The following is a 23,666-nucleotide window of genomic DNA, read 5'->3' as shown; positions in this document are numbered from 1 at the left end:
TAATCAAGTTATGGAAAAGGTTAAAATCCTTATTGTGGAGGATGAGATATTGGTGGCCAAGGATATATCAAATAGACTTGGAAAGATAGGTTATGACATTATTGGTACTGCATTATCCGCCAAGAGGGCATTGGGTTTTATGGAAGAGCACCGTTCCATAGATATTATTTTATTGGATATCATCCTAAATGGAACTCTCGACGGCATAGAATTGGCCAGAATCATTAATGAAAAATATCAAATACCTTTTATTTTTTTGACATCCCATGCAGACCAAAATCTGGTCGCAAGGGCCAAAAGCGTAAAACCTTACGCCTATATATTGAAACCATTTAATGACCGTCAACTGAGCGTTGCCATCGAGCTGGCCTTGATGAATTATTCTCATGGTAACTCAGAATCAGATTTATTGGGAACACATGACTTTGATGAGACCGATAATCAAGTAATGCAGATCATGGATAGTTTGTTTCTAAAAAAGAAACATCACTTTGAGCGGGTTCCCCTGGATGAAATTCTTTTTTTACAGGCTGACAGTAATTATTCCGTGATATACACTAAAAAGGAAAGTTTTGTTTACTCAACAGTATTAAAAAATATTGAGCTTCAGCTTCCTGTGGACAAATTTTTAAGGATTCACCGGAGCTATGTGATCAATGTCCACAAAGTGAAGGGGTATGAGGGCAACACCCTTTTTATCGGGGATAAAAAAATCCCGGTAAGTAAAACATACAAGCACGAAGTCTTCAAATTATTTAAAACCCTATGAATATTACTGTAAGTGCTGTCATACCTAAATACAAGATAAACTTAAGTTATTCTCTTAAAATTTGATAGTAAGGTTGATGGCCCTATTGCACTTTGAGAATAAATAAGCTGCTGGGAAGTTAAATATGGTCTATGTTAGTGAAAGTATTCCTCGGAAAAGGCTCACATTTAGATTTTTATATAGCAATTGATTCTACTTTTTTATTGGGACATGGATGAAATTTATTTCATGTTTTCTCGTCAAATAATTATACATGAAAATGATAATTCATTGTATTTAATTTGTTTAGGACGATGTCCTTAATCCCATTATTGTTCTAGACAACCCTAATTAAGTATCTTTTTAAACCTTTTATACACCAAACTCAATGAATTTTAGACCAAAGCGATTTCTATTTAAGTTACTGTTCAGTTTTGTTTTTGGCAATTTTTTGGTTTCATTGGCCATACTCTTGTTTGGGGATGTGTCACTAGATCAATTCAAGAGTTCGATATGGGATATCCTGCAAAAGTTGATTGTAGTATGGCAGTTTTGGGTGTTCATCATGCTCATTTTTGGTTTGGTAGAACTTGTTTTACTCTTTACCAATATTTACAAAAAAAGTGGATTCAAAAGGTTGATCAACCGTTTTGTCTTGTTTGTTATCATACCCTTGTTAGGTGTGGTAGGGCTTTTCAAGATATCACAATTTTATGTGAACGGAGAGGTCTATGACTATACATGGAACCATCGGGTGGAAAACAAATCGGAATGTGCTTCCAATTTTTATGCAGAAGATGGCAAACAGCGTGGTGTCCATGTATTCGGAAAAATAGATGAACGTTCATTACGATCTTTGATTCAAAACAATTTTGAATGGATTACGTTCACCCCATATATAGGACAGGACCATTTTGATGGCACATTGAATAAATTATCGTTTTCTCCGCGACAGAAATCTAGGGACTCCATACTGACAGAAAAAATTGCTTTAGCACATAATCGGGGTCTAAAAGTGTTTTTGAAGCCACATATCTGGTTATCCTCCAGGGAGAATGGAAAATGGAGGTCTGACATATTTCCCAAAAATGAATCTACATGGAGGGAGTGGTCAAGCAATTACCGGGAACACTTGCTACATTTCGCAAAAATAGCAGAAGAGAATAATGTGGAATTACTATGTATTGGCACAGAATTATCGTTGCTCACAATTAAAAAACCGAACTTTTGGAAACAAATGATCACGGAAGTCAAATCCGTTTATTCCGGACAATTGACCTATGGTGCCAATTGGGATGAAGAATATGACAGCATCACTTTTTGGGAAGATTTGGATTTTATTGGAATCCAAGCTTACTTTCCTCTTGTACAAAAAGGCAATGCCAGCTTGGAAGCCATGGAGGAGGGTTGGAAAGCTCCGTTAAAAAAAATGAGAAGTGTTTCCCAAATGTTTGGAAAACCGGTAATCTTTACGGAGTTAGGATATAAAAGTACATTGGATGCCGCTAGCAGACCCTGGCGATGGATCACGTTTTATGATAGGTTGTTCACAAAGGCCTCATTAAAAACCCAAGCTAATGCATATAGAGCATTTTTTAATACTATTTGGAAAGAGGAATGGTTTTACGGGGTACATGTATGGAAATGGCAAACAAACAACTCAAGCGGAATATTTGAGAAAGATCATAGTTTTACAATTCAGGATAAGCCCGGTCAAAATATTATTGCCATAGGTTTTGCTCCAAAAAATGACAAGTGAAAGTGTAAGAATCGACGGAAAGTGGCCAATTCTTATGCTTTAGATAAATCATATTCCATTTCCATACTGTAAGAGTTGTTTCTAATTCAATAGTTTCCTAAAAAATCTCATAACGATACTTGAAAATGGTGAAATACAAGTGGTATTCTGCTGTTCAAAAAAATGATAATCGGGGAATTGCATTAAGAATGTTGTACTCAGTACGACTATAAGTTCAACTGTTGTATACAATATGAGTGGAACCATGAACATTCAATTCCAAAGATTGACCGAAGTAAAAAAATCAGAAATTATTGCATTAATGAACAATCATTTGGTTAGGCGTCAAATGCCCTTATTGAAAGGGGATTTTGACGAAGGTATCTGTGATGCGTTCATAGAGGCTAAAGAACAGCTATGGAATAAATATGGTTATGGGCCATGGGCCATCATAATTAATAAAAAATTTGTCGGTTGGGGTGGATTGCAACCGGAACATGGTGAGGCTGATTTGGCTTTGGTGTTACATCCAGATTACTGGGGACTTGGTAAAGTATTGTATAAACATATTATGGCCAAGGCCTTTGGTGAAATGAAATTGGAGTCGGTGACGGTATTGTTCCCGCCCAGTAGGACACGTATAAAGGGTTTGTTAAAATTAGGATTCAAAAAGGACAAGGAGCTAATGATTGGTGAAGAGAAATTTTTTAGATTCCGTTTGATAAAATCCAAGTTTCTTGAAAAAAATACTTTGTCGTAGATAAAATAGGCTTCAATATACCTGTAAGCATTTACAAGTACTTCGATAAAATATCATTGAGGATATAAATATCCAAAATAGTAAATGTTTTATCAATCGAAAGTCAGTTGTCGGAAAGCCAAGTTAAAGGAGTAAGTACAATAGGCAAAGTTCAATTCAAAAAATGAATCACAAAACGAGTAATTCTTGGGTTTGTTGAAAGATAATTGGCGCAGCATCTTGATCGAGCTGCGCCTTTTTTTTGTTAATATTCGAACGAGACACCCAATGAAAATGTGGCTCCATCATAAATATTTTTTCTATCTACCAAGAAACCTGCATAATCGGAATATGAAGTAACCAAACTCATATGTTCCCCAAGTTTGTAGATGGCATTAAAACCGAAGGAAGTGAATGTAGTTCCTTCTCCATATAGAAAAGAACCACCTTGGTTACCTTCCCCAGAAGAAAGTTTTTCCAATATTCTCAATTTTCCAATCAAGTATAACTTATCGAAAAATAAGTGCCCCAACTCGGCGCCAGCATGGAATTGATTGCTAAATGATTCTGTCCTAAAATTAATCCCGGTGTAAAGACTTCCATAGGTTTTTCCGTTACCAAAGGAGTGGGAACCTATTATATTCGTCCAAACATTGAATTCGCCATCTGATGTTGGCAAGTTGATTTGATCAAAAGTACCTAAGGCGTTTGGGTTGTTCGAGGTGGCTAAATTTGTCCCGTCATCGGTAGGAATTTCAAAATCAGCTTGTACCGCAATAGGAAGGTTGTTAAATAACCTGTATTTCAATCCCAGTTTTACACTACCGACACCTGCAACCGTTTCAGTGGAACTAAAACTGTTCAGTTGGACAATAGGTACATCCAAAATGGCTGTAAAGCGATCGGTTACACCATATTCACCATATAGGATGAGAGCACTACTATTAAATCTGCTTCCTGAATCGGAAAGGTTCCCTTCGGTAGTATAATAATCCCGTGATGAATAGTAGGATGCTGAACTTTGTAGATAAAAGCTTTGAGCTTTCCTTGTCCAACCACTTTGGGCCTGACTTTGGAATATCATTAATGTAAAAACGATAAGGGTATACCAATACTTTTTCATTGAATTTGTTTTTTTTGATTAAAAAAGCCTTCGAAAAAATGGATAGGATCAAATTATCCAATTATCCACTCCTTCGAAGGCAGTGTTTGTTATGAAATTAAACTATTGGAGTTCGGCATTACCAAAAGGAATGGACGCCGTTGCGCACCATAAGATGATATGGGTGAATTTGCTTTCCGGTGCCTGATCCAGTTTAATAAACATTTCACCATTGCTGGATACATTGCCAATCAAACGAAGGTCTGGGTTACCATTGGCAGGGTCGGCAGTATAAACTTCAGATGTGGATAAAAATATTGCCACGGTACCGGTTCCAAGCTCGGTGGTAAAATCATCTGAAAAACGTACAAAGTTCGTTCCTTGTGAATCTTCGCCCAATTGAACTGTTCCTTGTGTTGGTGTTCCGCTTTCGGCAACAAGAGTTCCTTCCCTGCTTACTGCAAAAGTACCTACAGGAGCAGATGAGTCAACAGTTATGATTTCAGTATTATCATCATCATCATCTGAACAACTGGTCAGAACCAAGGAAAATGCTGCAAAAATACTAGCTAATACAATTTTTTTTCTTTTCATCAAAGTAAGTTTTTAATTATGTTGAAATTGTTTTTTTGAAAGCCTTTATGCCTTGTTTTTTTGGTCATAAAGAATTTCAGGAGCAAACCTAGGCTTAACCTATCACGAAAAATTCACGGTTGTATAACAAAAGAATTCAAGGATGCTTTTTAAGTTTTTGGAGTGGGCAAGGCATATTGGCGGAGGGTAAATCTATGGTAAGAAAAACACTGTTTGAATAGAGAGTAGCCAGTCTATTTAATCTATTTGATTCCCAGAACGAGCGACTGTGTGGAATCTTGGACAGTTGCTTACTCTATTCTGTTCAGAGACCAATCGTAAGGATAAAAAGAAACTTCTAAGTTGGTGTCAATTTTCTCTTTGCGGTATGCATTGATAAACTCCACAAAATTTCTCCCATTTCGTTTGAAATCATCTTCGTACCATTCAAATATTTGGGATAATTCAACCTTACTTTCCTGTATTCGAATAAACTTGGGGTTATTGAGGGAGAATACGGTCTGTCTTTGTAGTTGCGTACCCAAGGTACTTGGCAGATAGGCTTTGTTTATTATTGGAGGACATCCCAAACCTGCACAGACCAAGGCAAAGTGAAAACGAGCTTCATTGGGGAAATTTGAGCGTAATATTTTGTTTTCGATTTCATTTAGGGTTCTGTTTTTACCACCAATGGGATAAGTGATTTTATCAAAAAAACCGGAAACATCCAATGGGGAATTAATAGGGTAGTGATTTACAACACCCTTTATTACGAGAAGGTTGTAGGCGTTTATCCAAAAAGCTTTATAGACTGCTGGATTATCTATGGAAACAGTGTACTTATTTGCCAAATCCAAAACGCTGTCGAGTTTATCTGGGTTTGCATGAATTTTATCATAATCTACCCTTCCGTCTTTTACATATTGGCCAAAAAATGCATCTGCATTCTCAAAGAAAAGTGATACTTCTTGTGCTGTTCCGGAAATGGAAATTGTTAACAGGAAAATGATGATCAATAAGTTACGGGTTTTCATTTTTATAGTTGTTTTTATGTGTAATTATTTTTTTGACGCCTACATCTATACAAAAATGTTACAGGTAGTTTGTCGTTCTTACGTTTACAAAACAATATTTAATTTGTCCCATAGGTATCACAAAAACATCAAAACTTATTACGTGCGCAAAGCGGGCTTTGTTTTCTTTTGATTATCCCCGGTTTTAACGTTCCTTATATAATTTGGTGATTATTCCGTGATATTTGGAGCTTTATTTTGTGTTTAATGTATTGTTGATATCTACAACTGATCCCAATCGACAATAAGTAATAATTGGCCAACAAAATCTAAGTTTTGAAATCACTTTTGATCGCACTTTTTTATTTCCTTTCCGTGACCACTGAAAATGGGGCCGCATCTAAAGAGTATATTAAGATTTACTACCCCAATGGAGTACTTAAATCGGAAGGATGGGTCGATGGAAAAAGTAAAGTGGATTATTGGAAATATTATTTTCCCAATGGAGTTGTCATGAAAAAAGGACATTACGATAATGACATAAAAGAGGGGTATTGGTATTTCTATCGGACAAACGGAGTTTTGAAAATGGAAGGGCATTTTATGAAAGGCGAGATGGGATTATGGTGGTTGTTCTATGATCAAAAGGGGAATGTTGACCACAAATGCCAACTAAAAAATGGAGTCAAGGATGGATATTGCCTTAAATACAAGGACAGCAAGCTAACTTCTGCGGAAAAATATCAAGATGGAGTAAGAATCAAGAAATGGTTCGATTTTGCGAGTTTTAAAAAAGAAAATGACCTGTCGGATCTTAGATAGACTTTTTCTGATCTCAAAATAATAGACCTAAGCAAAAGGGGAAGGGCTATAATCAATCTATTTTGAATATTGGAACCTTGATATTGCAATGCAAATTGATTTTTGAGCGAATGGAATTTGAAAGAACCTAAATGGTTCTGGATAGGAAACAAGTTTTAAACGATTTTCGAATCTTAAAAGGTGCCGCCATATATTGGCAAGGCAAAGCTAAACGCTGTTCCTTCATTGGGATTGCTCAATACCGTTATCTTACTGTCGTGGATGTCCATAATTTTTCGAACGATGGCCAGTCCCAATCCGGCACCCTCTTTTTCTTGACCGGTATTGGCTTGTTTGTACCGTTCAAAAATTAGGGGCTGATTCTCTTTTTTGATACCTGGCCCGGAATCTTGAATCACAATTTTGACCTGTGTTTCCATCGTTTCTATTTTCACTATAATTTCTCCGTTTTCAGGCGTAAACTTTACAGCATTGTCCATGAGATTTTGAATGGCCCTTTCCACTAGGGAGATATCTGCAAAAACCAACGGGATATCATCAGACATTGATAATTTTAAATCAATGTTCTTTTTCATGGTCAATATAGAATAATTCCTATGGATGTCATTGGCCAATTCACTTATCAGAAATGGTTCTTTTTCCGGTTGTATTTGGTTGGATTCCAGTTTGGAATATTCAAAAAGTTGTGAAATCAATTTGGCCAACCGTTCACTGCCAGAGGATATTACTCTTAAATAATTTTCCTGCTCCTCGGCCGATAGTTCCGAATTTTTCATGTGCAAGGTTTCCGTATATCCTTGGATAATGGCAAGCGGTGTTCTTAAATCGTGTGAAATATTGGCAATCAGTTCCTTTCTTAATTCATCGATGGACTTTATTTTTTCAATATCTGAGAGAATGGTGTCCGCCATGTGGTTATATGTTGTGGCTACATTGGCCAGATCTGTTTGGTCGGCATTTTTAATACGATATTTTAAATCCCCTTCCTGAAATCGTTTTGCAGCAAATATAATCTCCCTAAGACTACGAGTTAAATGCCATATGGCCAATATACCCAACAAAGTTGAAAAGAAAAGGGTTAGTAAAGAGCCCCCTAACCCTATATGCATTAAATAGCCGTTTAACAGATCACTTCTTGTTGCCAAAAAATCTTTTCCTGCAAGTACAATATAAATGTATCCTTCATGTCCATGTCTGTTAAATTTGGCCGCGGAAAAAATGGTACGATTGTCCAAATTTTTTGGATCTTCCCCCAGAACATAATCTTTTCCTTCACTATTAATAAACTTATGAACTGGTGCAAGGTCGATTTTTCTTTGTTTGGTGTCAGGAACATTATGGTCCAGTACAACCGAGTATTGCACATATCCTTTGTCATCCAACAAGTAAATTTCTATGGCCCTGTTTACGGCCATCATATTATGCATGATATCACCAAAAAGAGCTTTGTTTACATTTCCTGTAGAATCGAAAGGATGGTTGTCAATAAATTTTTCCTTGATAAGGTCTTCGGCAAGGCCTGCATTTAAACGCTGGGTTGTTTGATAAAAGTATTGATTTGAAAAATAGATGGAAGTAATGGTATATCCAATTCCTGCCATCAAAATGGTGGTAAAAAAAGTTAATATGAGCTTTATAACAAACTTTGTGGTAAGTACTTTACTTTTTCCCATTTAAAAAGAAATCAGGCTTTTACAAGCTCTTCATTAAATTTATATCCAACTCCCCAAGTTGTTAAAATATACTTGGGCTTGCCCATATCTGGTTCGATTTTTGATCTAAGACGATTGATGTGGGAATTTACCGTATGCTCATAACCATGGAAGTCATAACCCCAAATCAAGTTCAGTAATTTAGAGCGATCATAACTTTTGCCAGGGTTGGATGACAATAACACCAACAATTCAAATTCCTTGGGGGAAAGTTCAACCTTTTCTCCCTCTAAGAGTACTTTGCGCATTTCAATATCGATGTGTAATGCATCGAATTGCAATGTTGTGCTATTGTCCATGGAGTGTTCAAGGTTATCCATTTTCTGCCGTCTAAAAATAGCTTTTACCCGTGCTATAAATTCTCGGACACTGAAAGGCTTTGTCAAGTAATCATCCGCTCCAACTTCAAGCCCGAGGACTTTATCTATCTCTTCAGAACGTGAAGTGACCATCATAATCGGAGAGGAAACATTGTTGGCCCTTATTTTTTGGCATAGCTCAATACCGTCCATTCCTGGTAGCATTACATCTAAAATTATAAGATCGTAGTCTTCATTTAAGGCTCTGTTAAGCCCAACAGAACCATTGGTCTCGGTAAAGACTTCACAACCCAAATCTTTTAAATGAATTTGTAATAAATGAACAATTTCAAGGTCATCCTCTACAATAAGAACACGCTTCATGTCTTAACAGTTTTTTGGGTTAGATCACAATTACGTACGGTTAATAAATTGCATTTCGTAAGAATCTTGTATGTACAGTCTTGTTTCCATGAAATTCTTTACAAGATTTTTAGGTTTTAACATACTTATGGTCGAATAAATATGGATGACAGCAACTTTTATATCTATTTAAGTTCTTGTGGAATCAAGTGTTGATTACGGGCAAAGTAAAGTGCTATGCACTTTCTATGCTTAGGATAATTAAAACCGATAATATTGAAATGAAAAGACGAAAGGGAAGAATTAATTGCTGTGTGTCAACATCATTTTTGCGATTGGCATTAGAATCTCTTGCCTAAAATCTTCATGGTAGTCACAATTAGCCAGCAGAACAAGGCCCATATTCTTTGCAGGGAACATGATCAGGAAACTTCTAAACCCCTTGTCCCCGCCATAATGGCCTATTGCCTTGTTTCCTTCAAAACTATATAACTGAAATCCCAGACCAATTTTATTATATTGGTCAAAAGAAGGTATCGTCATTAAATTATAAATGGAATTGGAATCTTTATCATTGATTATTTCGAGAAATTGAATCATCCATTTACTTAAATCTTTACTTGAGGCATTTAGTGTGCTGCTTGGAGAATGCTCTCTTGTATAGGGATAGACCTTTCTAGCATATCTATTTTTTGTGATAAATGTTTTGGAATGCGGGGATGTTCTTAAGAGATCAGGGATTTTAAAATACCTAAAATCACTATTATGCATCCCATTTGGGTTCATGATATTTTTCTTTACATAGTCTTCAAATGTACTGCCAGAAATTTTTTCCACTATATAGCCCAATATATCGTAACCAAGGTTACTGTAATGGTATTCTGAAGACGGCTGAGCGGATAGTTTCAAGTTGAGTCCCAAGATATATTCCTCTAAGCAATTTTCGGATTGACAGTTGTTTTCCCAATGATAGTTATTGATATCGGGTAGTCCTGATGTATGGTTCAAGAGCTCCTTAATGGTTACATCTTTTGCTCTTTTATCTTTGAAGTTCAACTCAGGAACAATGTCAACCAATTTACAGTCAAAAGAAGTCAAGTTCTTATCTATGAGCTGCACAATTGCCATGGCAGTGAACAGTTTACTGATTGAAGCGGTGTGAAAAATGGAATTTTCACTTACTTGATCATTACCTCCAGTCTTTTTAATCCCAAAGCCTTTTGCATACAGTATGGAACTATTTTTCACCAAACCGATTGAAAGCCCTGGAATATCATATTCATCCATTTTATGGTTGACTATTGAATCTACTTTTTCGTGAAATTTTGATGAAACCAAGGACAAATCCATTTTTTGACCGAAAGAAACAGGTGCTTTTATAAAGAGAAAAAACAACAGGAACACATAATGTATTTTCATTTTTATAATTATTAATAGGTTCTGTTCGGTCAATAGATTTTTAATATTGGGAAGGCCGTACAAATTGCATGGTTAACCTGTTCGGTAAAAGCTATCAGGATTGATAGAGCTCAATTTTAGTTGGACAAAAAAGTAGAAAACAATATTTAAAGTAATCTAATTGAAATTATAATTATTGAAATTAGTCCGTTCCCAACTGGGAACGGACTAATTTACCATTAATGAACAACAATACTAAATTAAGCATGCGAATCTTTAAATTTCTTTATCAGATACATGAGTAAAAAGTTTGTTTACAATTTTCCATTCACCATTAATCATGGTCAATGAGAGGAAGTCATAATAATTAAAACCCAACATGGGCACATGTAATTTGGCGATTGCCACATGGCCTAAAATTTCCACTGCGAGAATATCCATTTTAAAAGGTTCATTTAACTCACTTGGGCTTTTTCTGTTTCCAACACCTTCCAAATAGTCATCAAGTGACTTATTATAAGGTTCACCCTTAATATCTCCAAACAAATAGGATTTTGGGGCAAAAGCTTTTCTGAGTTTATCTGTATCACCTTGGAAGAGGCCATCCATATAAATTTTTATGACCTCTTTGATCTTATCTTCTTTATCGCTAAACATACAATTATGAATGATTAGATTGCGTGACCTACAGCATGTCCACCTCCAACATGCAATGTATCGCCAGTTACAAAATCTGCGTATGCCAAATAATGTGCGGCATGAGCAATTTCTTCTGGTTCGCCAATTCTGTTCAACAAGTGAAGTCCTGCCAAGCTATCAGCATCTTCAACACCTATTTTCCCTTGCAAAGGACTTCTTATGATACCAGGAGCTATAGTGTTCACTTTAATGTTGTCTTTTCCAAATTCAGCGGCCAAATGTCTGGTCAATGTGTGGATAGCTGCTTTACTTGCCAAAGGAGCTGAACAAGGAAAACCTGCTATGGCGTGGTCTACAAGTACCGTTCCATTATTGATGATAGAACCACCATTACCTTGTTTCAACATTTGTCTGATTGCTGCTTGGGAAGTGAAGTAAGTTCCTTTGAAGTTGACATCCATGTATTTGTCAATATCAGTTTCATCTACATCCAGAAAAGGTTTTGGAGCAAAAACACCTGCATTGTTGATCAGTACATCCAAAGAGCCAAAAGAGTCAATAGCGGCTTGTACAAGTTTTTCACCAACCTCTTTGTTGCTTACATCACCTGCGACCATTACTGCATTTTCAGGAGCTCCAAACTCTTCAAATGTTGTTTTCAATCTATCTTCATTTGCTGAGTTCATTACAACGTTGTTTCCTTTTTCGATAAACAACTTTGCGATGGCCTTACCAATACCGGTCGATGCTCCAGTAATTATTACTGTTTTGTTTTTCATGTTTTATTGTTTAAAAAATTTATAGGGCAAAGGTGACTTGAAACAGAAAATTTAGGAAGGAGGCATATCACTTTTTAAATGTGATATGAATCACGTAACAACATAGAAAAGTATGATTTTCAAGAATTTAATCTGCTCAGTGTTTCTCTTGAAACACCCAGATAGGAGGCAATCAATTTTTTTGGAACGCGTTGAAAAAGTTGGGGATATTGCTCTAAGAGCAAATCATAACGTTCTTTTACCGAATTTTTTAAAAGGGATAGAATTCTATTTTGAAGTGCTATCCGGCCCAATTTGCTCTTTTTAGCCCAAAATCTTTCCATTTTGTGCATTTTAGCGGTTAGGTTTTCCCGGTCTTCATATGTGATATAAAGTAATTCACAATCCTCCAGGCAATCGATTGAGATTTTGGATGGGTTTTTTTTGATGAAGGATTCATAATCAGTGATCCACCAATTTTCCATTCCAAATTGAAGAATATGCTCCTTGCCACTATCATCAAAAAAATAACTCTTTAGGCACCCCTTCACTATCCAATACTCTTTATCAACATATTCACCTTCTTGGATGATATATTGGTGCTTACGTCGGTTGATTCGTCCAAAATGACTTAAAATAAAATCGAATTCATCGTCTGTAATCTCGATTATTTCTTCGATATGTTGTCTAAGGGGATGTTTCATTGCAGCAAATAAAAATTAAACAGCTACTACACCTATTTTTTGAAAATGGAACACTGCTAGGATAAGGATTGATTTCAACCCTTGATTTTGGCGCCAAATTTTCTCGAAGGTTTAGCCAACCATATCACAATTTACGGTTTTTCCATATTCAAAGTCAATTAATCCATCTTTGTTCCTGTTACTTTTCAATTTGTGATGTACCCTTTTTAATGCAATTCACAAATCAGCCCAAATTGATCCTCAAAACATGGATGGGAGCTAGAAATACAGCTCCTTTTTAACTTGGTCGTAGATTTTTATAATGTTAATTTACCCTTAAGCACAATTGTGGCCGTGCTTTCGATGATGAGCTTGTGTGGATTCACGAGTTCCAATTTCATGTACCCCGTTCTTTTGGAACACTGAAATGAGTTTAAGGTTTTCTTGCCCAATCGTTTACCCCAATAGTTTGCTAAAAAAGTGTGGGTTGCACCGGTAACAGGATCTTCATTTGTGCCACTCCATGGCCAAAAGTATCGGGATTCAAAATCAAAACCTATTTTATTGGATACAGCTGTAACAAGCACACCATTTATTGTGCTATGCGATTGATATAATGCATTGAAATCAGGTTTCATTGTTCTTAGCTGCTCACAATCATCGATATGGATCAACAAAATTTTTGTTTCCTCGTTGTATTCAACATTATGGGTTTTGTTTAATCCAAGGGCATTGAGCAGTGCTTTTGGGGCTATTTCGGGTTTGGTACCATAAACCGGAAATTCCATTTGTATCGACTCACCAACACGTTGGATATGTAAATCTATTTGTTCAATATTTACAAGATGAAGATGGTTCGTTGACTCCATTTTGTCGAAAAGCACCTTTGAGGCAGCCAAAGTAGCGTGTCCACATAATGGAATTTCCATTTTAGGGGAGAAAAAGCGTATTGAATAGCTGTCCGAATTGTCCATTTTATGGACGAATGAGGTTTCGGAGAATCCCAATTCGGCTGCAATTGAAAGCATTTGCGTTTCACTTAACGTTTTTTCGGGTAGACAAACTCCCGCAGGGTTTCCACTGAAGGGCTTATCTGTAAATGCATCCACTATATAAATTTCCGACCTCTCGTCCATTTTGTTTCGATTAAGAATAAAAACGAGCAAAGATAAGGGGCGGGCCTACCGGAATTTTAATTATTCCGAAAACTACCATCCCGTCCCTAACTTGATCATATAGATTTCATAAATGAACGGATGTTCGCTATGATGTTGGTTCCTTCCTCCTCTAGGGCAAAATGTCCGGTGTCATAAATATGATAATCAACCAAGTTTAAATCTCGTTTGTAGGCTTCCGCCCCTGATTCCGGAAAAAACATATCGTTTTTACCCCATACCACCAAGACCGGTGGTTGATGGTCCCGTAAGTATTGTTGCCACTTGGGATAGACTTTCAGATTGTTTTTATAATCATAGAAAAGATCCAAATTGGCCCTGTGGGAATTGGGTCTGGATAATCGTAAAAAATCCAGGTTCCAACAATCGGGGTTTACCATTTCGGGATTTCGGGTTCCGTGTGTATAGATCCATTGTAGCCCTTCAATTTCAAAATAGGGCAAAAGAGCATTTTCGGTTTCTTCGTTTCGATTGGCCCAAAGTTCCCTGATTCCGGCCCAACCATCTCCCAGACCTTCTTCATACGCATTTCCATTTTGGGTTATGATGGCGGTTATTTTTTCTGGATGGGCGGTAGCGATCCTAAACCCGATGGGTGCTCCGTAATCCTGCATCATTATGGAAAAATTGTCCAAGTCAAAGCTATCGATAAAAGCATCCATGACCCTTGCCAAATTGTCAAAGGAATATGTGAAAGTACTTGGGTCGGGAAAATCACTTTCGCCAAACCCTGGGTAGTCGGGTGCAATGAGATGATACTCATTGGAAAGTCCATCAAGAACTTTTCTATACATGTGGGATGATGCGGGGAAACCATGCAATAGTATGATGGTCTTGTTTTTGGGATCCCCTGTCTCTCGATAAGCTATATTTATTCCTTCGATTTCTTTACTCAAATATGCTGTGCTAGTGCGCATTTCCTCAATCTTTTAATTTCCTAAGTTTTTAATTTCTGAATACATTTTTCCTTGAACTCCCCAATTATCAATTGGTATTTCCTCAATTACAACATGTGTGGTTTCGGGATCTTTTTTAAGTACATCAACAAGCAATTGCGTTGTGCCTGCTATGAGCTGTTTTTTTTGCTCTTTGGTTACTCCTTCATCGGTAATTTTGATATTGATATAAGGCATAATTTTTTCTTTTAAGTTTTTAATAATGAAACAAAATTGCTATGAATTAACGCAAATGGAAAGGATCCAAATCACTTAAAAAAAGTGATTTGGATCACAAAATTTAAACATGAATTTCTTAAAGAGTAATAAAGTTGTAAGCTATTAGAAACCAAATCTATTGATCGAGCTGGTCAAGCATTCTTTTTTTTATTCTCTCCTATAAAAGAAACTATCAGCATTAGTATAAATGCAATCCCAAATCCCAATACACCAATATTGATTCCCAAAAGTGTTTTTTCACTTCCATCCAAGTATTTCATGGATCCACCATAAAATTCCTTGAGACCAAAGGATAACAGAAACCCACCCATCACCATTGTACATAAAATTGAACTGATTTTGGTATCGTTTTTAATCCAAACCAGCCAAAGACACAATATACCAATGCTTGAATTGGTAAATAATTGCCAAACTTCATGGATTTTACTGTGGGGAGTCCAATCGGGGTTGAAAACGTGGGTTGCATTGATTTCCAAAATAGGAACAACAATGGCAAAGAGAATAACACTTAATGTAATTGCAGATTTTTTCATTTGCTATTATTTAAACTGTAATTGGTTTCACCTATATGGAAGATCTGTCCTGCCTGAATTCTGATTGCGAGGTTAGTTCCGTCCCGCCATAACTCCTCCATCAACATCCCATATGGCACCCGTTACCCACGATGTTTTTTCGGATAACAAGAACATAATACTGTTTGCAATGTCATTTGGAGAACCGTTTCTTCCAACGGGGTGAAAGCCATTGAAACTTTCCAATGCCTTTTCCGCCTCGTCCTTTCCTCCAAATACTGCATGATATACAGGGGTTTTTACAACTGCCGGTGAAACGGCATTGACCCTTATATTGTAATCTGCCAATTCCATTGCCAAATGCTGGGTCAAAGAGTGCAATCCTGCTTTTTGCATGGAATAAGCCGAAGAAGGTGTTGCCTTTACCGCTTGTTTTGCCCACATGGAACCGACATTTACGATGGAACCACCCTTATTCTCCTTCATTTTTGATGCCACTGCTTGGGTTAAAAAGAAAAATCCCTTGTTCAAATCTAAATATGAGTTATAGTCTTCCTTGGTGTGTTCCAAGAACGGCTTTGGGAGGAATATACCCGAGGCATTTACCAAGTAATCGATTTTGTCCAACGAGCCAATCGTTGCTATCAATTTATCCAATTGATCATTATCGGTGATATCAAATTGGTGTTTGATGAGATTTTGGTGATCGTGAACTTTTCCCGTATTGCGGCCCACGACATGCACAAATGCACCTTTTGAAAGTAATTGTTCACATGTGGACATTCCTATACCGCTTGTGCCACCAACAATGATGGCTACTTTATCTTTGAAATTTTCCATTTTCTATAATTTGTTTTTGTTGTTTGTACTGTTTGATTTGGTTTAATGCTCTGTCACAATTGCATCGTTTGCATAGTGTTGTTGATGATAGGTGTCTTCTAGGCGATATCGGCCATTTCATTGAAAACACTTTCTGTTTCCATTTTAAGAGCGGTAAAAAATCCTTTGGCGGTTTTGCTTTTGATCAAAGGAGCGGACTGTCCGCACCAAAAAGAAATTAATTCCAGTCTATTATTTTGAAGCGCTGCATTTCGAAGGGATCGCATAAACTGCCCTTGAATGGGATATGGCGCCAGCTTGGATGCATCCTGTAAAGTTTCGCGGGCCAATGTACTGTCCGTTCCCCTTGCCAAACGACCTGTAAAGGACTTGGTGAGAACGGTTTTTTCCGCTTTTTGCGAGAACAACACCTTTTTGTGTGCAATAGAGGCATTGGATTCCTGACAGGCCAAAAAAGCAGTTCCGATTTGTACCCCTTTTGCCCCAAGAACCATGGCGGCTGCAATCCCTCTTCCATCAGCTATCCCTCCGGCGGCAATTACCGGGGTTTTAACGGCATCAACAACCCGGGGAATCAAAGAAATGTTACCGATCAAATTGTTTTCAGGTTCATCTTCAAAGGCCACCCTATGTCCCCCTGCCTCAAACCCGGTAGCTACTATGGCATCCACCTTGGCATCCTCGAGTAAAACGGCCTCTTCTACCGTAGTGGCCGTTCCCAATGTTAAAATGCCACGTTTTTTACATTCCTTGATAATGGATTCGTCAGGTACGCCGAATACAAAACTGAATACGGGCGGTTTTGTTTTCAAAATGGCTTCCAACTGATTATCGAAGGAATGGCCCTCGGTCAAGACAGGTTTGTCGGGAACGGGGATATTCAACTCTTCAAAGTAGGGTTTGAAAATAGCCTTTGTCTTTTCAAAATCTTGATTGGAAAAATCTTTATAATTATCATTTTTAACCCAAAGATTTATGGCGTAGGTTCCCTTACAATTTGTTTTTAGTTGATTGTCCAGGGTTAAAATTTCATCGTGGCTCAAATGATGGGCCCCAAAGGAACCCATACCCCCCAAATTGGTTACCGCTGCCGATAAAGATATGGATGAATACCCACCTCCAAAAGGCCCTTGAATTATGGGGTAGGAGATTTTCAATATCTGGGTTAAATCATTTTTCCAATTCATTTGACTTGTTTTAATCAAGTATTTATAGCCTCTTGTGATAGGTGTAAACCAATCAATGCCCTGCTTCCAGAATCATTTTATATAGTAGTTCGGCTGCTTCTTTCGACGACTGTGGATTTTGACCTGTAATAAGATTTCCTTCTTTTACCACAAATGAAGACCAATCAGGACCTTTTTCATAGATGCCCCCATTTTCAGTTAACATATCCTCCACTAAAAACGGAATGACCTTTGTAAGTTTTACGGCTTCTTCCTCCGAATTACTAAAACCAGCCACTCTTTTACCTTTAACAAGGAGGTTCCCGTTTTCTCCTTTTACATATTTGAGTGCACTTGGAGCATGGCATATCAATGCCATAGGTTTTTTACTTCTATTAAAAGATTCCAAAAGAGCAATGGAATGCTTATCGTTGGCCAAATCCCAAAGTGGTCCATGCCCACCGGGATAAAAAACGGCATCGTATTTATTCTCGTTTACCGAAGATAGTTTAACAGTGTTTTTTATCTGTTTTTGAGCTTCGGTGTCTTCAAAATATCGTTTGGTGGCATCAGTTTGAAAGGAAGGGTCATTGCTTTTCGGATCTATTGGAGCTTGTCCACCTTTAGGTGTGGCAATCGTAATATTGACTCCCTTATCTTTTAAAAAGTAATATGGTGTGGCAAATTCTTCAATCCAAAAACCAGTTTTCTTACCTGTTTCACCTAGTTTGTCATGTGATGTAAGAACCATTAGCACTTTTATGTTTTCTTGGGCTGAAACTTTTGCGATACTAAAGACCAATAATGCCAGAATAGTGATTAAATTTTTCATGGGATGAGATAATTTTTTTGTTTTAAAAATTGTATTGCAAAGATTCTTTGAACCTAAAGAAGCAGGAAGGATGTAAATCACTTTTTAGATGTGATTTAGGTCACAAAACCTATTGTGGAAAACTAACTCCCAAGAAGATTTCTCACACTTTTACACCCATATTTTATGGGGTCAAATGAAATTGGCATTAACCAAAAGAAAAAGAAATCCAACCCTTAGCAATTGGTGGAAAAATGGGCTCGTTATATGACGAAGAACTATCTAATAAAATTGGCCTCGCATTAATATGGGCGCCAAAGGGATAAAATGGATTGCTTTGCATGTTCTCATGCTCCACAGGGATTAACATTAAAAATTAGGGCAAACGTTTTGCAAAATCCGTTTTTGATATGCAAGGTTAATAAAGCTTCTTAATATTGGATGTTTAGATGCTTTTATTATTTTGAAAATATGCAATCTTATATTGGAACATCTCAGCCATTTTTGTGGCCCGGAACTTGGCCTCTGTTGCTTTATCGCCTGAGAAATTTTCATCAATGGTCTCGAAAAAGAGTTGCTTCCAACGATTAAAGTGCTCTTGTTTGACGGGGAGTTTGGCATGGGGAGCAAAGGGACTTCCATTATAGGTGTGTTCAGGCAATAGAACTGTTTGCCAAAAGCGGTACATTTTTTCTAAGTGGGCGGGCCAATTATCCTGTATCACTTCATTAAAAATATCGGCCAATAAGGGATCCTTGCGCACTTTTCCATAGAAAAGGTCTACCATTTGCTTAATATCCTCGAGACTTAATATTTCCTTTGTATTTGTCATTGCCTTTTAGGATTCGTTAAGTTTTTCATCTCTTTAACGCTTTAAATAGGTCAATCCAACCTCCAAACCTGTGGCCAGTTCAAATAAACTGGTACTTTTCAACATATTTCGGAGATCGGTTCGTATATCAAGAAACTTATCATGCAGGGGGCAGGGTTTTTGGGCGTTACATTCCTTAAGTCCTAGACCACATCCGGTATATACCTTATCGCCATCAATGGCCTTAACGATCATGCTCAACTTAACTGTATGCATATCTTCCCGTTCAATCTCGAACCCGCCCGTAGGCCCCTTTACAGAATGGATGATGTTATTTCTAGTGAGTTGCTGTAAAATTTTGGCGGTGAAGGCTATTGGGGAATCGATTTCTTTTGCTATTTCATTTACACTGACACGTCTTTCTTCCAAAGATTGCAATGCAATATAAACCGCTGCACGAATGCCATATTCACAGGCTTTTGAAAACATCATATGGGGAACTTATTTACGCGCAAAGATACGATTAAAACATTTAAGATAAAATTGTCCTTTACTTATCTTAAGTAGGCATTGATTAATTGGATTTCGGATATATAAACGTAGGATGGTATAATCAAATTGAAGAAGAGAATCTAAAATCTGGAACGGTTTTGTATCAAAATGATGGCTAAACTCAATGGAATCAAAACATAACTTAGAGCCAATATTTCGGCATATCCATTAAATGCTGCGATTCCCTGCCATGCAAAAAGCCCTTTATAAAAAATAAGGACTTCAGAAAGTATGAATCCCGATAGATAACATAAAAAGGCTTTCTTGGATATTTGGAACAAACCAAAATGGTTCATGAAAAAGAAGATACCCATACTGATGACCCCCAAAAAGGTCAAGTGCAAGTAACCTATGGTCAAGTCGAGATATATTGTGGCCATTCTGGAAAAATAGGGTATAACGGTCAATAGCTGTAAGTTAAGTTTGATCAACCCTAAAATTATAATTGATTTAAGGATAAGATGTTGGGTGTTGGATAGGGATAACAGTGAAACCCCATTCTTGGTAAGGGACCACAAATATCCAAAGGCGAAGAGTTGTGCCACAGCACCCAATCCTGCCATTACATATATTCCTAAAGGTGGTTCAGTCCATAGAGTGGATAAGAAAAAGGTGAGTATTATGCCCGTGTTAAGGGTAAGGAAAAATCGGGTAAAACTTGTTCTGGGAAGTTCCAGGCCACGGAGTTCCATCGAGTAAATAAACAATCCGATTAGGGCAAGTATCATCCAACCGTTGTATTGAAAGTGGAGATAAAAGTAAATGGACAGGCGATACCAAATAGATTGGCCCCCCAAGGTATTCATAATTATTCCCAAGGCCCAAGGCCCCAAACTGGAAATCACCATATAAACAAGCGCCGCTTTTACACATGTTAGGCCTTTACTTTCTTTATATTTTGGGTCAATGTTTTTCCAGAAATAGTAGGTGTAGATATAGGATACAACCAGAAAAAAGGTCGAGAAAATAATAGAAAATAGGGCATACCCTTGAAACGGAAAGGTCAACAACATACCGATTAAGGTGCCTTGTGTACCAATAAAAATGTACGTATACCTTTTACTGGATGTGTTCCTGTCCACAAAACAATAATGGAGCAAAGTGGTCAACCCCACGTATACCCAACCCAATAATGCAATGTGCGAATGGGCATGGACCATATATTTATAGTTGAACCCAAAGGAAAAGATGGAATAGGAGCGAAGTAGTATACCCAATACAGTAGCGATACCAAAATAGATAACGGCAATTCGAAGATGTTGTCGGTATACGTTTTCCTTCATACGCTGTTGCGAATGCTACCTGTTAAAAATCCTTTCTTTTTGCTTTGTACCGCAATCCCAATATGGGCAATATGGTCCATACCAACAGAATGGCCATGGAGACCAGAAAACCCAAATCGGTCCCAAAGAATTTTTTAAAAATGGCACCAGTATATCCCAAGAGGGCCGAGATGTCCAATTTGAGCAATATCAATATCCTTGAAAGATCTATGGGGTTGAGCGCGGTGACCACCAATGAAAAAGTATCCAAAGGATATTCCTCAAACATGATGAGGGACATAAGGAACAAGCCATCATAGACCACGGCCAAGAAAAGCCATAGCAATACGGCATATCCAAATCCCTTGATTTTATTTTCGTTGGATATTGCAATTACAAAGGAAAGTCCCACGAATATAAAAGTCAGAAAAGCTCCTGTGACCAATAAGAGGGAGAAATCAAAAATAGCATCGCTCCTTAGCAGGCCATATAATAGAAAAGGGATTCCAAGGCCCAATACCAAACTAAGGGTCAACGAACCCGCCACACCAAAATACTGCCCCATAAAAATGGAACTACGTTTGATGGGCTGCGCCAATAAAAGTTCAGTGAATTCTCGGGAATTGTAATAGTACATCACCCCGAAAATGGTGCCTATCAATGGAATCAGGATAATGATCACGTTCATTAAGGTAATCACAGCCTTGGAGACATCATTGTTCAGGAACAACAACACAAAGCCAAGAGCGAGGTAAAACAGAAAGTAAACGTAGCTCCAACGGCTGCGTATAAGATCATAAAAACTGTATTTCAATATTTTAAGCATGGCTTTCCGTTGTGGTTATGGCCGCAATGGCGTGTTCAAAATTGGATTGATCGGTCTGTTCCAAAAGTTTTTCGATACTCCCCTTAAAATAAATCTCCCCTTCCAGCAAATAGAGTATCTCATCGGCCATTTCTTCCACAAACTGCATAATGTGCGTGGTAATCAAAATGGTTTTTCCCTGGGTTTTCTCTTTTTGGATCAATTCCTTTAAACGAATCAAGGCCTTTGGATCCAAGCCTGTGGTGGGTTCATCCAGGATGATCAAGGGACTGTCGAACATAAAGGTCAGTACAATGTTCACCTTTTGTTTGGTACCCCCGGAAAGGGTTGACAGTTTTTTGTCCAAGAAGGGGCCCAGTCCAAATAGCTCGATAAGCTCTTTCTCAGCACTGGGGCTGTTCCTTAGGTCCTTGATCATGTGAATCAATTCCTTGACCTTGATGTTGGGAGGAAAATTGGCGATCTGGGGGAGATAGTCAATTTTTTTGCGGTATTTCCAGTCCTTTTTGATGGCCCTGTCCAGTACGGTGATACTACCTTTATCGGGAATTACCATGCCTAAGATACTCTTGATTAAAGTAGTCTTGCCCGAACCGTTGGGTCCAAGAATGGCATAAATATGGCCTTCGTCAATGGATAGATCTACTCCTTTCAATACTTGGTTTTTTCCAAATCGCTTATGAAGATTGTTTATTGCAATGGTCATGATCGTATTTTCATTAAAGGTTGGGCATCTTTTAAATTATCAGGCGTGAAGACAGGGGAGACCCGTTCGGAGAAATCAATAATATCCATGAAAAGGCTCCGCAACAAAACAATGGTTTCCGGGGTTCGATTTACTACATAGGAAAACAATTTCACGGGACGATAAGGTACATCACCAGTACCATCCTTGTCGAGATCATAACCGGTATAACTGCTCCAAAAGTTTCCTTCGAATACATTGTCGTTCAGTTTGCTGTTGTAAGAAATGTCGAAGGAATTGTAAAGGAAATTGTTGCCCTTAAAACTATTGGTGTAGCAAGCTCCAATAACACGAATGGCCCAACCATTGCCAATAAAATCGTTATCGGTATACTTGATTCGGTTAGATCCTTCGATATTTATACCAATGGTATTTTCTTCAAAAGTATTTTCGCTGATTTCCGCGTCGTTGATTTCTTTTAACAACATACCATAGGCTGCTGTGCCCCAATTCTTTCGAAACGTATTTTTCTTCATGGTGATGAACTTTGAGAACATAACTGCCACTCCGGCACCATTGTTCTCAAAAGTATTGTGGGTATAGACATCATGGTCGGAAAACATGAAATGGAGTCCGTATCGAAGATTGTCCCTGCTCACATTATCTGTAATTGTGATTTGATCGGAGAACTCCAAATAGATACCATCCCGGGTTCCCTGAACGTGGTTTTTACTTACCTCTACATCCGAGGAATACCAAAGTTGGATTCCGTTCCCCGAATTGTATTCGTCCACGGCTTCTCCGATGATTCTATTATGGTATACTTTGCCATGGGATGATTTTTCTAAATAGATACCGAAAAATAATTGTTCCAGTACCATATTTTGGATGAGAAAATTTTTACTTCTGATTACCCGGATGGCTGCATTGTCCTTTGTGTAGCTGACTCCTACATTGATAATGAATAGACCATCCAGGGTCACACCGTCCGATTGAACCCTAAAGATCTCGCCCCTTTTTTCTCCGTCGATAATGGGATAATCGACTCCTTTGATGACCAAGGGCCTGTCCACCAGAATTTCAAATTCTCTATAGGTTCCTTTTTGAACCAACAAAGTGTCATTGGCATTGGCCTGTTGAATCGTCTCCTTGATGGAACTATGCTCACAGGTTGGGCAGACGGTCCAGGTCTTGGCCCATACCAATGGTCCCAACAGAAGCATGATCAATCCTAGGATATATTTGTGATGTGGATTGTTGAATA

Annotated in this window: 26 protein-coding genes; 4 read left to right on the top strand and 22 right to left on the bottom strand. The window is 37.7% G+C overall.

Going from position 1 to position 23,666, the window contains the following annotated elements; genetic code table 11:
• The first annotated feature begins 10 nt into the window (after positions 1-10).
• The 3 genes from ACQQ5U_RS14575 (at position 11) to ACQQ5U_RS14565 (ending at position 3,246) form a co-directional block, all read left to right on the top strand.
• On the top strand, positions 11-769 hold the full coding sequence (locus ACQQ5U_RS14575) for a LytR/AlgR family response regulator transcription factor (RefSeq protein WP_437398606.1): 759 nt from the start codon (positions 11-13) through the stop codon (positions 767-769).
• Positions 770-1,136: 367 nt separating this feature from the next.
• Positions 1,137-2,507: a glycoside hydrolase family 113 gene (locus ACQQ5U_RS14570; RefSeq protein WP_437398604.1), complete on the top strand. Its 1,371-nt coding sequence runs from the start codon at positions 1,137-1,139 to the stop codon at positions 2,505-2,507.
• A 244-nt stretch (positions 2,508-2,751) separates the two neighbouring features.
• Entirely contained in the window at positions 2,752-3,246 is a 495-nt protein-coding gene (locus ACQQ5U_RS14565) for a GNAT family N-acetyltransferase (RefSeq protein ID WP_437398602.1), read from the top strand.
• A 244-nt stretch (positions 3,247-3,490) separates the two neighbouring features.
• On the opposite strand, the gene ACQQ5U_RS14560 is transcribed toward ACQQ5U_RS14565, so the two are convergent.
• The 3 genes from ACQQ5U_RS14560 to ACQQ5U_RS14550 all read right to left on the bottom strand — a co-directional run bounded on the left by ACQQ5U_RS14560 (position 3,491) and on the right by ACQQ5U_RS14550 (position 5,934).
• Positions 3,491-4,348: a hypothetical protein gene (locus ACQQ5U_RS14560; RefSeq protein WP_437398600.1), complete on the bottom strand. Its 858-nt coding sequence runs from the start codon at positions 4,346-4,348 to the stop codon at positions 3,491-3,493.
• Positions 4,349-4,450: 102 nt separating this feature from the next.
• Positions 4,451-4,921: a DM13 domain-containing protein gene (locus tag ACQQ5U_RS14555; protein ID WP_437398598.1), complete on the bottom strand. Its 471-nt coding sequence runs from the start codon at positions 4,919-4,921 to the stop codon at positions 4,451-4,453.
• Between the two features lie 290 nt (positions 4,922-5,211).
• Complete coding sequence (locus ACQQ5U_RS14550) at positions 5,212-5,934, bottom strand: DUF547 domain-containing protein (protein WP_437398595.1); 723 nt, start codon at positions 5,932-5,934, stop codon at positions 5,212-5,214.
• Between the two features lie 315 nt (positions 5,935-6,249).
• On the opposite strand from ACQQ5U_RS14550, the gene ACQQ5U_RS14545 reads away from it, so the two are divergent.
• On the top strand, positions 6,250-6,735 hold the full coding sequence (locus ACQQ5U_RS14545) for a toxin-antitoxin system YwqK family antitoxin (RefSeq protein ID WP_437398594.1): 486 nt from the start codon (positions 6,250-6,252) through the stop codon (positions 6,733-6,735).
• 173 nt (positions 6,736-6,908) lie between these two features.
• Here the strand turns inward: ACQQ5U_RS14545 and ACQQ5U_RS14540 are convergent, their stop codons facing one another.
• From ACQQ5U_RS14540 to ACQQ5U_RS14450, 19 genes are all read right to left on the bottom strand, one after another.
• Entirely contained in the window at positions 6,909-8,336 is a 1,428-nt protein-coding gene (locus tag ACQQ5U_RS14540) for a sensor histidine kinase (protein WP_437398592.1), read from the bottom strand.
• Between the two features lie 83 nt (positions 8,337-8,419).
• A complete protein-coding gene (locus ACQQ5U_RS14535; protein WP_437398590.1) occupies positions 8,420-9,130 on the bottom strand; it encodes a response regulator transcription factor in 711 nt (236 codons plus the stop codon).
• Between the two features lie 282 nt (positions 9,131-9,412).
• Positions 9,413-10,528 carry a serine hydrolase domain-containing protein gene (locus ACQQ5U_RS14530; protein ID WP_437398588.1) on the bottom strand — a complete coding sequence of 372 codons (1,116 nt, stop codon included), beginning with the start codon at positions 10,526-10,528 and terminating at the stop codon, positions 9,413-9,415.
• A 255-nt stretch (positions 10,529-10,783) separates the two neighbouring features.
• On the bottom strand, positions 10,784-11,164 hold the full coding sequence (locus tag ACQQ5U_RS14525; RefSeq protein WP_437398586.1) for a nuclear transport factor 2 family protein: 381 nt from the start codon (positions 11,162-11,164) through the stop codon (positions 10,784-10,786).
• Between the two features lie 14 nt (positions 11,165-11,178).
• Positions 11,179-11,925: an SDR family NAD(P)-dependent oxidoreductase gene (locus ACQQ5U_RS14520; RefSeq protein WP_437398584.1), complete on the bottom strand. Its 747-nt coding sequence runs from the start codon at positions 11,923-11,925 to the stop codon at positions 11,179-11,181.
• 119 nt (positions 11,926-12,044) lie between these two features.
• On the bottom strand, positions 12,045-12,608 hold the full coding sequence (locus ACQQ5U_RS14515; protein WP_437398583.1) for a Crp/Fnr family transcriptional regulator: 564 nt from the start codon (positions 12,606-12,608) through the stop codon (positions 12,045-12,047).
• 296 nt (positions 12,609-12,904) lie between these two features.
• A complete protein-coding gene (locus tag ACQQ5U_RS14510; RefSeq protein ID WP_437398581.1) occupies positions 12,905-13,723 on the bottom strand; it encodes a PhzF family phenazine biosynthesis protein in 819 nt (272 codons plus the stop codon).
• 95 nt (positions 13,724-13,818) lie between these two features.
• On the bottom strand, positions 13,819-14,679 hold the full coding sequence (locus tag ACQQ5U_RS14505; protein WP_437398579.1) for an alpha/beta fold hydrolase: 861 nt from the start codon (positions 14,677-14,679) through the stop codon (positions 13,819-13,821).
• A gap of 12 nt (positions 14,680-14,691) precedes the next feature.
• On the bottom strand, positions 14,692-14,895 hold the full coding sequence (locus tag ACQQ5U_RS14500; RefSeq protein ID WP_437398577.1) for a tautomerase family protein: 204 nt from the start codon (positions 14,893-14,895) through the stop codon (positions 14,692-14,694).
• Between the two features lie 173 nt (positions 14,896-15,068).
• A complete protein-coding gene (locus ACQQ5U_RS14495) occupies positions 15,069-15,470 on the bottom strand; it encodes a hypothetical protein (RefSeq protein WP_437398576.1) in 402 nt (133 codons plus the stop codon).
• Positions 15,471-15,542: 72 nt separating this feature from the next.
• On the bottom strand, positions 15,543-16,289 hold the full coding sequence (locus ACQQ5U_RS14490) for an SDR family NAD(P)-dependent oxidoreductase (protein WP_437398575.1): 747 nt from the start codon (positions 16,287-16,289) through the stop codon (positions 15,543-15,545).
• Positions 16,290-16,387: 98 nt separating this feature from the next.
• Positions 16,388-17,476: an NAD(P)H-dependent flavin oxidoreductase gene (locus ACQQ5U_RS14485; protein ID WP_437398573.1), complete on the bottom strand. Its 1,089-nt coding sequence runs from the start codon at positions 17,474-17,476 to the stop codon at positions 16,388-16,390.
• Between the two features lie 52 nt (positions 17,477-17,528).
• A complete protein-coding gene (locus ACQQ5U_RS14480) occupies positions 17,529-18,287 on the bottom strand; it encodes a type 1 glutamine amidotransferase domain-containing protein (protein ID WP_437398571.1) in 759 nt (252 codons plus the stop codon).
• Between the two features lie 424 nt (positions 18,288-18,711).
• Complete coding sequence (locus tag ACQQ5U_RS14475) at positions 18,712-19,098, bottom strand: group III truncated hemoglobin (protein WP_437398570.1); 387 nt, start codon at positions 19,096-19,098, stop codon at positions 18,712-18,714.
• 33 nt (positions 19,099-19,131) lie between these two features.
• Positions 19,132-19,566 carry an RrF2 family transcriptional regulator gene (locus tag ACQQ5U_RS14470; protein ID WP_437398798.1) on the bottom strand — a complete coding sequence of 145 codons (435 nt, stop codon included), beginning with the start codon at positions 19,564-19,566 and terminating at the stop codon, positions 19,132-19,134.
• A 143-nt stretch (positions 19,567-19,709) separates the two neighbouring features.
• Complete coding sequence (locus ACQQ5U_RS14465; protein WP_437398569.1) at positions 19,710-20,912, bottom strand: hypothetical protein; 1,203 nt, start codon at positions 20,910-20,912, stop codon at positions 19,710-19,712.
• A gap of 22 nt (positions 20,913-20,934) precedes the next feature.
• A complete protein-coding gene (locus tag ACQQ5U_RS14460) occupies positions 20,935-21,717 on the bottom strand; it encodes an ABC transporter permease (protein ID WP_437398567.1) in 783 nt (260 codons plus the stop codon).
• Complete coding sequence (locus ACQQ5U_RS14455) at positions 21,710-22,423, bottom strand: ABC transporter ATP-binding protein (RefSeq protein ID WP_437398565.1); 714 nt, start codon at positions 22,421-22,423, stop codon at positions 21,710-21,712. The genes ACQQ5U_RS14460 and ACQQ5U_RS14455 overlap by 8 nt, the downstream gene beginning before the upstream one ends.
• The gene (locus tag ACQQ5U_RS14450) at positions 22,420-23,625 is read right to left on the bottom strand and encodes a nitrous oxide reductase family maturation protein NosD (protein WP_437398797.1); all 1,206 of its coding nucleotides are present in this window, start codon (positions 23,623-23,625) and stop codon (positions 22,420-22,422) included. The genes ACQQ5U_RS14455 and ACQQ5U_RS14450 overlap by 4 nt, the downstream gene beginning before the upstream one ends.
• Positions 23,626-23,666 lie beyond the last annotated feature (41 nt).

Source organism: Flagellimonas lutimaris (assembly GCF_051494225.1).
Taxonomy (GTDB): domain Bacteria; phylum Bacteroidota; class Bacteroidia; order Flavobacteriales; family Flavobacteriaceae; genus Flagellimonas; species Flagellimonas lutimaris_A.
The sequence above is the reverse complement of the archived record's forward strand: the minus strand, read 5'-3'. Positions and strand labels throughout refer to the sequence as shown.

Bases quoted from the DNA above. Each gene is read 5' to 3' on its own strand.
- ACQQ5U_RS14570 (WP_437398604.1), top strand. From the start codon at position 1,137: ATGAATTTTAGACCAAAGCGATTTCTATTTAAGTTACTGTTCAGTTTT.
- ACQQ5U_RS14565 (WP_437398602.1), top strand. From the start codon at position 2,752: ATGAACATTCAATTCCAAAGATTGACCGAAGTAAAAAAATCAGAAATT.
- ACQQ5U_RS14520 (WP_437398584.1), bottom strand. From the start codon at position 11,925: ATGAAAAACAAAACAGTAATAATTACTGGAGCATCGACCGGTATTGGT.
- ACQQ5U_RS14525 (WP_437398586.1), bottom strand. From the start codon at position 11,164: ATGTTTAGCGATAAAGAAGATAAGATCAAAGAGGTCATAAAAATTTAT.
- ACQQ5U_RS14460 (WP_437398567.1), bottom strand. From the start codon at position 21,717: ATGCTTAAAATATTGAAATACAGTTTTTATGATCTTATACGCAGCCGT.
- ACQQ5U_RS14505 (WP_437398579.1), bottom strand. From the start codon at position 14,679: ATGCGCACTAGCACAGCATATTTGAGTAAAGAAATCGAAGGAATAAAT.
- ACQQ5U_RS14535 (WP_437398590.1), bottom strand. From the start codon at position 9,130: ATGAAGCGTGTTCTTATTGTAGAGGATGACCTTGAAATTGTTCATTTA.
- ACQQ5U_RS14500 (WP_437398577.1), bottom strand. From the start codon at position 14,895: ATGCCTTATATCAATATCAAAATTACCGATGAAGGAGTAACCAAAGAG.
- ACQQ5U_RS14560 (WP_437398600.1), bottom strand. From the start codon at position 4,348: ATGAAAAAGTATTGGTATACCCTTATCGTTTTTACATTAATGATATTC.
- ACQQ5U_RS14540 (WP_437398592.1), bottom strand. From the start codon at position 8,336: ATGGCAGGAATTGGATATACCATTACTTCCATCTATTTTTCAAATCAA.
- ACQQ5U_RS14550 (WP_437398595.1), bottom strand. From the start codon at position 5,934: ATGAAAACCCGTAACTTATTGATCATCATTTTCCTGTTAACAATTTCC.
- ACQQ5U_RS14575 (WP_437398606.1), top strand. From the start codon at position 11: ATGGAAAAGGTTAAAATCCTTATTGTGGAGGATGAGATATTGGTGGCC.
- ACQQ5U_RS14455 (WP_437398565.1), bottom strand. From the start codon at position 22,423: ATGACCATTGCAATAAACAATCTTCATAAGCGATTTGGAAAAAACCAA.
- ACQQ5U_RS14485 (WP_437398573.1), bottom strand. From the start codon at position 17,476: ATGAATTGGAAAAATGATTTAACCCAGATATTGAAAATCTCCTACCCC.
- ACQQ5U_RS14515 (WP_437398583.1), bottom strand. From the start codon at position 12,608: ATGAAACATCCCCTTAGACAACATATCGAAGAAATAATCGAGATTACA.
- ACQQ5U_RS14495 (WP_437398576.1), bottom strand. From the start codon at position 15,470: ATGAAAAAATCTGCAATTACATTAAGTGTTATTCTCTTTGCCATTGTT.
- ACQQ5U_RS14470 (WP_437398798.1), bottom strand. From the start codon at position 19,566: ATGTTTTCAAAAGCCTGTGAATATGGCATTCGTGCAGCGGTTTATATT.
- ACQQ5U_RS14510 (WP_437398581.1), bottom strand. From the start codon at position 13,723: ATGGACGAGAGGTCGGAAATTTATATAGTGGATGCATTTACAGATAAG.
- ACQQ5U_RS14450 (WP_437398797.1), bottom strand. From the start codon at position 23,625: ATGCTTCTGTTGGGACCATTGGTATGGGCCAAGACCTGGACCGTCTGC.
- ACQQ5U_RS14475 (WP_437398570.1), bottom strand. From the start codon at position 19,098: ATGACAAATACAAAGGAAATATTAAGTCTCGAGGATATTAAGCAAATG.
- ACQQ5U_RS14555 (WP_437398598.1), bottom strand. From the start codon at position 4,921: ATGAAAAGAAAAAAAATTGTATTAGCTAGTATTTTTGCAGCATTTTCC.
- ACQQ5U_RS14530 (WP_437398588.1), bottom strand. From the start codon at position 10,528: ATGAAAATACATTATGTGTTCCTGTTGTTTTTTCTCTTTATAAAAGCA.
- ACQQ5U_RS14480 (WP_437398571.1), bottom strand. From the start codon at position 18,287: ATGAAAAATTTAATCACTATTCTGGCATTATTGGTCTTTAGTATCGCA.
- ACQQ5U_RS14465 (WP_437398569.1), bottom strand. From the start codon at position 20,912: ATGAAGGAAAACGTATACCGACAACATCTTCGAATTGCCGTTATCTAT.
- ACQQ5U_RS14490 (WP_437398575.1), bottom strand. From the start codon at position 16,289: ATGGAAAATTTCAAAGATAAAGTAGCCATCATTGTTGGTGGCACAAGC.